This window comes from Streptomyces sp. NPDC053427 (assembly GCF_044544985.1).
Lineage (GTDB): Bacteria > Actinomycetota > Actinomycetes > Streptomycetales > Streptomycetaceae > Streptomyces.
The window spans coordinates 604,980-614,385 of the sequence record NZ_JBITYA010000005.1; the positions used below are offsets into that span (position 1 = coordinate 604,980).

At 72.5% G+C, this 9,406-nt stretch carries 8 protein-coding genes; 5 read left to right on the plus strand and 3 right to left on the minus strand.

What is annotated here, in order from left to right:
- Window positions 1-17: 17 nt before the first annotated feature.
- Window positions 18-542 (minus strand): MarR family winged helix-turn-helix transcriptional regulator, encoded by a 525-nt coding sequence (locus ACIGWZ_RS17375; RefSeq protein WP_400065372.1) that lies wholly within the window; start codon window positions 540-542, stop codon window positions 18-20.
- Window positions 542-2,491 carry an MFS transporter gene (locus ACIGWZ_RS17380; RefSeq protein WP_400065374.1) on the minus strand — a complete coding sequence of 650 codons (1,950 nt, stop codon included), beginning with the start codon at window positions 2,489-2,491 and terminating at the stop codon, window positions 542-544. Before ACIGWZ_RS17380 ends, ACIGWZ_RS17375 begins: the two co-directional genes overlap by 1 nt.
- Before the next feature lie 657 nt (window positions 2,492-3,148).
- On the opposite strand from ACIGWZ_RS17380, the gene ACIGWZ_RS17385 reads away from it, so the two are divergent.
- The 5 genes from ACIGWZ_RS17385 to ACIGWZ_RS17405 are packed head-to-tail and all read left to right on the plus strand — an operon-like array spanning window position 3,149 to window position 6,985.
- Window positions 3,149-3,334 (plus strand): hypothetical protein, encoded by a 186-nt coding sequence (locus ACIGWZ_RS17385; protein WP_400065376.1) that lies wholly within the window; start codon window positions 3,149-3,151, stop codon window positions 3,332-3,334.
- A gap of 12 nt (window positions 3,335-3,346) precedes the next feature.
- Window positions 3,347-4,045 (plus strand): hypothetical protein, encoded by a 699-nt coding sequence (locus tag ACIGWZ_RS17390; RefSeq protein ID WP_400065378.1) that lies wholly within the window; start codon window positions 3,347-3,349, stop codon window positions 4,043-4,045.
- On the plus strand, window positions 4,042-5,016 hold the full coding sequence (locus tag ACIGWZ_RS17395) for a DUF6895 family protein (protein ID WP_400065380.1): 975 nt from the start codon (window positions 4,042-4,044) through the stop codon (window positions 5,014-5,016). The genes ACIGWZ_RS17390 and ACIGWZ_RS17395 overlap by 4 nt, the downstream gene beginning before the upstream one ends.
- Entirely contained in the window at window positions 5,013-5,948 is a 936-nt protein-coding gene (locus ACIGWZ_RS17400) for a DUF6895 family protein (protein WP_400065382.1), read from the plus strand. The genes ACIGWZ_RS17395 and ACIGWZ_RS17400 overlap by 4 nt, the downstream gene beginning before the upstream one ends.
- Entirely contained in the window at window positions 5,945-6,985 is a 1,041-nt protein-coding gene (locus tag ACIGWZ_RS17405; protein ID WP_400065384.1) for a serine hydrolase domain-containing protein, read from the plus strand. Before ACIGWZ_RS17400 ends, ACIGWZ_RS17405 begins: the two co-directional genes overlap by 4 nt.
- A gap of 25 nt (window positions 6,986-7,010) precedes the next feature.
- On the opposite strand, the gene ACIGWZ_RS17410 is transcribed toward ACIGWZ_RS17405, so the two are convergent.
- Window positions 7,011-9,059: an ATP-binding protein gene (locus tag ACIGWZ_RS17410; protein ID WP_400065386.1), complete on the minus strand. Its 2,049-nt coding sequence runs from the start codon at window positions 9,057-9,059 to the stop codon at window positions 7,011-7,013.
- Between the last annotated feature and the right edge of the window lie 347 nt (window positions 9,060-9,406).

Here is a 9,406-nt window from a genome sequence, read left to right on the forward strand (position 1 = left end):
GCGCGCCGCCCGAGTGTTCAAGCGGGCTTTTCGGGGCGGGGCCGCTGGGCGCGTTCGGCGAGCTCTTCCAGCGCCGGGAGCGCGTCGTGCAGCAGGCGCTGTCGTTCGGGGGCCAGCCCCGCTATCTCCGTGGCGAGGATGCCGGTGGTTTCCTGCCGTACGGAGGTCAGCAGCGCGCTCCCGTCGTCGTTGAGGCTGATCAGGCTGGCGCGCTGGTCGTCGGGGTCGGGCCGGCGGGCGATCCACCCGCAGCCGTCGAGGAGATCGACCATCCGGGAGGTGGTGGAGAGCGCGATGTTCATGCGGGCGGCAAGGTCGCTGATCCGCAGTGGGCCGTGGGAGGAGAGGACGGCGAGGGCGGTCAGCCGGCTGGGGGTCAGATCGCCGTGCACGCTCTGGCGGCGGAGCAGCGGCAGCAGGTACTGGATGGCCGCGCGGAGCCGGCCGGCCAGCTCCGCGGACTGCGGGGCCTCGGGGGCCACGCCGGACGGGGTGGTACCGGGCGAGGTGGTACCGGACGGGGTGGTACCGGGCGTGTCCATCAGGGGCTCCCTGGGGGTCTCACCGGCGGCGGGGGCTGCGCCGGTCCCTGGGCCGCTGTGCCGGGGATCCGGTCGTCGCGGGCCCGGTCGTCATGGCCCCGCGCGTCGGGCGCCTGCCCCTCGGCGACCGGCCCGTCATGGCTCCCCGCACCGTGCACCGGCTCGCGAGGGACCCGCTCGCCGCGAACCTGCACCTCATGAACCCCCTCGTCCCCAACCCCCTCGTCCCGAACCCGCTCGTCATGGACGTAACGCCCGCCGCGCAGCAGCGAGGCAACGGCCGCGATCAGGCAGGCGGCGATGGCGAAGTCGAAGGCGACGGCCAGTCCGTCGGCGAACGGCGGGGAAATCAGCTGGGGGAAGAATTCCCGGCCGGTGAGAAAGGCGGCGTGGTCGGCCGGGAGACGGCCCAGGACGTGCGGGCCGAGCAGGGTCTGTATCGGGTTGTAGCCCAGGAGGGAGGCGAAGAGGACGCCCACCGGAGGCAGCGCGGCAACCTTGGCCGCGTCGGCGGCCGGGACTCCCTGCGCGGTCAGGCCGCTGGTGAGGGCGCCGGGCAGCGCTCCGGCCAGGCCCGCGACCATCAGGGAGAAGAAGATGCCGATGGACAGGACCATGGCGGAGTTCTGGAAGGTGGTGCTGATTCCGGCGCCGACGCCGCGCCGGTCGGGCGGCAGGCTGTTCATGACGGCGGCCCGGTTGGGCGACGCGAACAGGCCCATGCCGATGCCGTTGAGCAGCAGGATCAGCGCGAAGCCGGGGTAGGAGAAGTCGACCGGCAGCGCCTGGAGGGCGACGAACGTGCCCGCCGCGAGGAGCATGCCGCCGGTCGCGAAGGTCCGGGCCCCGAAGCGGTCGGACGCCCATCCGGAGACCGGTCCGGCCACCAGGAAGCCGACCGTCATCGGCAGCATGTAGATACCGGCCCACAGCGGGGTCTGGGTGAAGCCGTAACCGTGCCGGGGCAGCCAGATGCCCTGCAGCCAGATGATGAGGATGAACATCAGGCCGCCGCGGCCGAGCGAGGCGAGGAGGCTGGCGAGATTGCCGGCCGTGAAGGCCCGGATCCGGAACAGCCGCAGATCGCACATGGGGTCCGCGACCCGCCGCTCGACCAGGCAGAAGACACCCAGCACCGCCACCCCGCCGGTCATCGCCGCGATCACCGCGGGATTGGTCCAGCCCATGGCGTGCCCGCCGTACGGCTGGATGCCGTACGTGATCCCGGTCAGCAGCGCGATCAGTCCGACCGCGAAGGTGAGGTTGCCCCACCAGTCGGGCCGGGCCGGGACCCGGAGCCCGGTGTCCCGCAGCTTCAGATACGCCCAGACCGTACCGAAGACGCCGAACGGCACCGACACCAGAAAGACCAGCCGCCAGTTGACGGGCCCGAGCAGTCCGCCGAGGACCAGCCCGAGGAACGAGCCGGCGATGCCCGCGACCTGGTTCAGGCCCAGGGCGAGACCGCGCTGGGCGGCGGGGAAGGCGTCGGTGAGGATCGCGCTGGAATTGGCCATCAGCATCGCGCCGCCGATGCCCTGGAGGACGCGCATCGCGATCAGCCAGAGGGCACCCGCCGTGCCGTGCTGCCAGGTCACCGAGAGCAGCACGGAGAAGACCGTGAAGACGGCGAAGCCGAGGTTGTACATCCGGGTGCGGCCGTACATGTCGCCGAGCCTGCCGAAGCTGACCACCAGGACGGCGGTGACGACGAGATAGCTCATGATCAGCCACAGCAGCAGGCTGGTGTTGCCGGGCCGGAGCGGGTCCACGCCGATGCCGCGGAAGATGTCGGGCAGCGCGATGAGCATGATCGACATATTGATGGAGGCGATCAGCACGCCCAGCGTCGTGTTCGACAGCGCGACCCATTTGTAGCGGGGATCGGGCGTATGGCGCGCTGCGGGACCGAGAACGGTCGCAGCGGGCGGCTCGGCGGTCTTTCCCACGGAACACCACCCCTATAGATACAGGGCTCCACCAGGGACAGTCGGGTGCTCGGCGCCACGTATGCGCCGGCGCTCACCCATCGGCGCCTACGTGCGGGCACTCACCAGCGGCGCTTATCGGCCGCATTTAGTTGCTTGACTTCAACCAATTTCCAATTTAGACCTCGACGGAAGGTATGGCCAGGGGACAGCTCCCTCTGGCCGGCTCCCCCTGGGCTCCCTCCGCGGCTCCCCTTCCGGGAGAAGCGGAGCGCCGACCGGTCTTTCGGCCGCACACACGGGGCAGCCGCGGCCGGGCCGAGCGCGCCGGGGCGCGGTGCCCGGCGCCCGCCGCCGCGCCGGTACCGCAGGTGTGAACGGCGCCCGGCGCGCCGTACTTGCGGGTAGTACGCCCGAACGGAGCAGTGCCGAGGGCCGCCGGGTGCGGTGTGCCGGACCGCTCCGTACGCCGCGCGACGGTCACCGCATCGCCGACAACAGGTCTCCTTTTCAAGGGAGTTGGGGCGGGACCCGACGAGCCGTCCGGGCAACACGCCACGCAGGGCGGCCTCCCGGCCGGACGCCGGGAAGACGCGTGGTCCGATTTCTTCCGATTGCGGGCTATTTGGGCGGATGTAAGGCTGGATCTCGTCCGCCGCACAAGAGAGGAAAAAACTTATGGTTACGGATCGCACAGCACCGACCGACACGACCACTCTGGCCGCCGAAGTCGAGGGGCTGCTGGACTCCGCCGAACCCCACGGCGTGTTCCGCGACACCCGCGAGTGCGGAGGAGGCCTGCTGCTTCTGGGGCTCCTGCTCATCTCGCCGCCCACTCCCCGTCCGAAGACGGACGCGCGGTAAAAGGGGCATGCGTTGGCTGAACAGGCGCAGGGCGCAGTCCCACTGAGCGCTGTGATCGCCGATGCCGCAACCGGGGTCGCCCTCGCCCTTCGGGGCGAGGGCGACCCTTACGCCCTGTCACGCATTCTGCGGCAGGGCGATGCGGTGTCACTGGCGGCGCTGAGGGTACTGGGCGCCGACGCGCTCGCACCGTATGCACTGGACCACCGGGCACCCCCCGGTGGCGACGACGAGACCGTGGTGCGCGAGACGCTCGCCGCCTACCCGCCGGCAGCGGATGCCTCGGAGGTGTCGGTGTGGAGCTACCGGGGCCTGGTCGAGGCCTCGCACTCGTATCTGCCCGGCGGAGCGGCGCACTGGCCGCCGCCACCACCGGCCGGAGCCGATTGGGTGACGGCCGACCCCTGGCCCAAGCTCGCCCACCGGGCCTCCCAGCTGGCCGCGCTCGCCCTACCGGGGCTGGCACCGGGACTCGCCGAGGATCTGACGACCCGCACGGACGACCTGGCACGCGGTTTCGTCCGCGCGATCCGCCGACGGGACTGGCTGCAGGCGGCCGGCCTCGGCCGCTGGCTGGCCCGGATGCCCGACGTACCGACGACCCTGGGCCTGGACGCCGGGCTCGCTTTCGTACGGCAGATGAGCGGCGGCGACGCCCGGGTGGCGCTGCATGTCGTGGCTGCCAAGCGGTTCCACGGGCGGGGGTGGTGACCGGCGGCCGGGGCGCCCCGGGGCTGCTGGACCGGATGGTCCAGGACAGCCTGGGGTGGCTGGACGAGGCGCAGCCCTTCTTCCGCCTGCCCGCGAACGTGACCACGGACGCCGATCCGAACCTGACCCTCAAACCGCTCGGCGAACTGGCCGAACTGATGCATGTGATCGCTTCGTTGCACCCGCATGCCGACATCCGGGAGTCGGCGGACGGGCTCTTGGCGTTCGCCTGGGAGGAGACCTTCGACGGGGAGCTGTTCGCCGAGCTGATCCGCGGTGAGCCCCATGCCACCTATCCGGTGGAGATCTACGGGGTCTTCGCCCGGACCGGGCTGCGCAATCCGGCCGTCGAGGAACTGCTGTCGACGACGACGCGGCTGCGCGGCTGGCGGGTGGCGCGCGAGGACCACACCCGCACGCTCGGTGTGCTGAACGCCGAGCGGCGCATCGGACATCCCCCCCACGCCGATTTCGATGCGGTGTTGCAGCACACCGGACTGGGCCGGCTGCCCGAGCCCTGGGCACTGGACCGCAAGGCGGTGTACGGCCTGACCCACGACGTCTTCCATCTGACCGACTGGGGCCGCGCCCCAGGGCGGCTGCCCGCGGAGCTCGCCGGCTATCTGGCGCTCTGGCTCCCCTCCTGGCTGGAGAACTGGCTGGAGGAGCAACTGTGGGACCTGGCGGGCGAGTTGCTGGCCGTGACCGCCTGCCTGCCCGAGGCCCCGTACGACCCCGTCGCCTGGCAGCGGCTGGCCGCCGCGCAGGCGGCGGACGGCAGCGTGCCCGAGACCGGCGCGGCGCCCCGCCCGGACGAACCCGCCGAGGCCTTCACGGCCTGCTACCACTCCACCCTGGTGACCGCGTTCGCCGGCACCCTCGCCCGGATCGCCCCGGGACCTTCACCGGAAGGATCCGGGGCGGCGGCGACGGCCCTGCGGACCCCCTGCGAAAGCGAGGTAATTCCGTGACGGTGACCGCCGCACCCGCTCCCCCCGCGCTGCTGCACGGCGTCGGCGACCGGGCCCTGACCTGGCTCGACAAACACCGCGACTTCTTCCGGCTGACCGACGAGGACCGCGCCACCGGCGGCGCCCTGATCGAACGGCTCAAGCCCATCGGCGAGTTGGCGATCAATATGCAGGTGCTGTTCCGGGAGGGCGTGGCCGGTTCCCGCCAGCACGCGCGCGCCGGGCAGCTGCTGGACTTCGCCTGGCGGGAGCTGCTGGACGGCGGCAACGTACTGGCCGCCCTCCAGCACGAGGAGCCGCTCTCCCCCGTTCCGCTGGAGATCTATGCGACCTTCCACGAACTGGACCACCGCCACCCCGCGCTGGAGGCGGCCCTCGAAATCCCCCGGCGCACCGCCACCTGGACGGCGCTGGAGATGGTGCCCAACCGACGGCTGGGAGTCCTCAACGCCGAACGCAAGATGAAGCTCGCGCCCAGTGACGACTTCGACCGGGCCCTGGCGGCCACCTGGCTGGGCCGGATGCCTGAGCCGTGGACGGTGCAGTACCACATCGCCTACGACCTCACGCACACCGTCTTCCACCTCACCAACTGGGGCGAGGCGCCGGACCGCATTCCCCCGGCGCTGGCCGACTATCTCGCGCGGTATCTGCCCGCCTGGATGGAGGACTGGGCGGACCTCGAGCACTGGGATCTGCTCGGCGAGCTCCTCGTCGTCGACGCGTGTCTGCCGCGGCCCACCCTGGACGGTGAGATGTGGGAGCGGTACGCCGCCGCGCAGTCCGACAGCGGCGCGATGCCCATTCAGCGCGGGATGCCGGCCGGCGACCCGGAGGACGTCTTCGACCTGGTCCACCACCCCACCTTGGTGGCCGCGTTCGCCTCGGCGATGGCCACCTCCCGGTCGCTGTCCGCCGACACCGCCGGATGAGCCGCGTCGGCCCCGGTGGCGCCCTCGGTGACCGTCTCGCGGAGGCGGTCACCCTCATCGACGCCCCGGACATCGTGCTGGCCGTCACCCACCGGGGCCGGCGGACCGTGATCACCGGTGGCACGGCCCTCGCGCCGCCCACGCCCCGGCATGCGCTGCGCTACGAACTCGGCTCGCTGTCCAAGACGTTCACCGTGCTGCTGCTCGCCGAGCTCGCCCGGTCCGGTGTGCTCTCCCTCGACGACCGGCTGGCCGACCATCTGCCCACGCTGCCCCTGCCGCACGCCGCCTCGCACCGGATCACGCTGCGGCATCTGGCCACCCACACCTCCGGGCTGCCCCGTATCCCCGCCGACCTGGTGGCCGGGGCGCTGCTGCACCCGTACAGCAACGGCTACGCCCGCTACGACACCGGCCGCCTCCTGGACACCTTCGCCCGGACCCGGCTCCGGCACCCGCCCGGCACCCGCTGGCGCTACTCCAACTTCGGGCTGGCGCTGCTCGGCCCGGCGATGGAGGGCGCGGCGGGCGCCGACTACGCGACCCTGCTCATCGAGCGGGTACTGGAGCCCCTGGGGCTGACCGGCGCCACGCTCGGCGCCGGCACCACCGGCACCGACGCCATCGGCCACCGCGCAAACGGCAGAACGCCGGTCCCCGGCTCCGACATGGGCGGCTTCCGCGCCGCCGGGGCGGTGCACGCCACTCCGGACGACCTGCTCACCTACCTTGAGGCGCACCTCTCCCCCGAGGACACCCCGCTGGCCGGGGCGCTGCGCGATGTCCAGGTCCCGCTGCTGCGCCGCGGCTGGCGGCACCGGCACACCCACACCCTGACCTGGTACCACCACCCCGCCCCGCGCGGGCCGCTGCTCTTCCATGTCGGGGCGACCTTCGGCCAGCAGGCGTTCCTCGGCTTCCAGCCGGCCTCCGGCATCGGCCTGATGGCGGTCGCCACCCGCCGCGGGCGCACCTGTCACATGGTCGACACCGCCTACGACATGCTGTACGCACTGGCCGGGGACCCGGTGGGGTGAGGCTGCCGCCCCTGCCGGGCCGGTCCTAGAGGTCGCCCGCCAGCACCTTCGCGAGGGAGGCCTCGGGGCGCGCTTCGGTGCCCCGGCGGAAGGCGTTCGCGTAGGCCTCGTCGCCGATCGCCGCGCGCGCCCGCTGCTCGCACTCCTCGCGTACGGCGCGCAGCTCCGGCGTGCCGCGCTGCGGGTGCCCGACGGCGCGCCAGTAGGCCTGGCCGGTGCCGTAGACCATGGCGGCGCTCTCGCCGTTGCCCTGTGCCGCCACGGCGGCCGCCAGCAGGTCCAGGCCGAGGGCGATACCGAAGTTGTCGCCGATGCCCTGCTTGGCGACGAGCATGGCGCGGGCGTGTTCCGCGGAGTCCTCGGGGCGGCCCTTGAGGAGAGCGATCAGGGAGAGCTGGTAGTCGGCATAGGAGCGGGCCCAGTATTCGCCGTGCGCCACACAGCCGCGGCGCAGTTCGGTCGCTTCGGCGCGTGCCTCGGTGAGTTTGCCCAGGCCGGTGAGGGCGAAGATCCGGATGATGTGGCAGCGCAGCCGGGCCGCGGACTCGAACGGGACGTCCGGCATCGGGCCGAGCACATGGTCGGCGACGGTGTAGGCGGCCAGCGGGCGGCCCGCCATCAGGTGGGTGAGGCCGACGAGATAGCCGGCCGCGCGCAGGGCCTCCGCGTCGGCGTCCTGGCGGGCCGCGCGAGAGCACTGGCGGCCCAGTTCGTCGGCGGCCTCCAGGTCGCCCTGGAGCAGCAGGGCGACGCCGAGCATCCACAGCGCCCGGGTACGGGCCGGGCTCGGCGCCAGGTGGGCGGCGAGGGCGCGCTCCAAATAGCCGCGGGCCTCGTGCAGATGACGGCAGCAGCTCCAGAAGAAGCCGATGCAGGCGCTGAGTTCCTGGGCGCGTTCGGGATCGGCGACCAATAGGTGATCGAGCGCGGTGCACAGGTCCACATGGGCCTCGGCGACCCGCTCGTACCATCTGACCTGGTCCGGGCTGAGCCAGCCGACGTCGGCGCGGCGTCCGAAGCCCAGGAAGTGTTCGGCGTGCCGGTCGGCGAGCGCCGTCGCCTCGCCGAGCTCCTCCAGCCACATCCGGCCGTACTCGCGCAGCGTGTCGAGCATGCGAAAGCGCGGCCCCTCGTGGCAGATCACCGATTTGGCGGCCAGGCCCCCGAGCGCGGCGCGCACGCCCTGCGCGGTGAGCGGACCGCCGGCGCACACCGACTGTGCGGACTCCTCGTCGAAGGTGCCGCGGAAGACGGACAGCCGTGCCCACAGCAGCCGCTCCAGTGGGGTGCACAGTTCGTGGCTCCAGCCGATGGCGGTGCGCAGGGTGCGGTGCCACGGGGGCCGGGCGACGCCGTCGCCGCCGCCGTCGCCGTCGCCGTCGAGCGCGTCGAAGCGGGAGTTGAGCCGTTCGGCGACCCGCTCGGCGGAGTTGTCGGCCAGCTGGGCGCCGGCCAGCTCCAGGGCCAGCGGGATGCCTTCGAGGCGCCGGCAGATGGCGGCCGCGGCCGCGGCGTTCGCCGGGTCGGTGAGCCGCACCCTGGGGGCCGCCGCTCCGGCCCGTTCGCTGAGCAGGGCCAGCGCATCGCTGTCGCCCTCGACCGGCAGCGGCGCGACCTCGGTGACCCACTCGCCGACCACGTCCAGCGGTTGACGGCTGGTGATCAGTACGGTCACCAGCGGGGCGGCCGTCAGCAGATCGCCGATCAGGTCCCGGCAGGCGTCGACGAGGTGCTCACAGGAGTCCAGCACCAGCAGCATCTGCTTGTCGGCGAGCCAGTCGCACAGCGCCGCCACCGGTATCCGCGCCGTGTGGTCGGACAGCCCCACCGCGTCGCTGACGGTGGCCGGCAGCAGCCGGTTGCCTTGCAGGGGCCACAGATCGGCCCAGCGCGCCCCATCCGGATGACGCGCCGCCGCGGCGCCCGCGGCCCGCATCGCGAGCCGGGTCTTTCCTACGCCACCCGGGCCGGTGAGGGTGATCAGCCGATGCTGCGCCAACTCGATGTTCAGTCGGCGCAGTTCGTCCCTACGCCCGATGAAACTGGTTGATTCTTCGGGAATGTTGCTCGCCACCGAGCCAGTTTGCCCCACGCGACCGCACAAAGGGGCCGGTGACGGAACCGTTCGCCCTCCGGAGCCGTCAGGGCCCACGGCGACAGGGCCCGGCACGTTGGTGCGCGTGGGGCGGGCGTCACCCGATGGACTGACCCGTCCGCTGCGCTTTGCTTGAGCCGTACGTTGTCGGCCGTCCCGCCGTGGGGGGTTTCTCGCCGTTGCGCCTGCGGCCTCTCCGCTGCGCTTTGCCTGCGCCGTACGTTGTCGGCTGTCCCGCCGTGGGGGTTGTTCGCCGTTGCGCCTGGCGGCGGGCGTGGGTTTGTAGGGAGCGGTGCCGGCCCTACACGGCTCCGCCGCTACGGTCC

What these genes read in the sequence shown, in the direction of transcription:
- ACIGWZ_RS17405 (WP_400065384.1), top strand. Translation starts at nt 5,945, where the DNA reads ATGAGCCGCGTCGGCCCCGGTGGCGCCCTCGGTGACCGTCTCGCGGAG.
- ACIGWZ_RS17385 (WP_400065376.1), top strand. Translation starts at nt 3,149, where the DNA reads ATGGTTACGGATCGCACAGCACCGACCGACACGACCACTCTGGCCGCC.
- ACIGWZ_RS17375 (WP_400065372.1), bottom strand. Translation starts at nt 542, where the DNA reads ATGGACACGCCCGGTACCACCCCGTCCGGTACCACCTCGCCCGGTACC.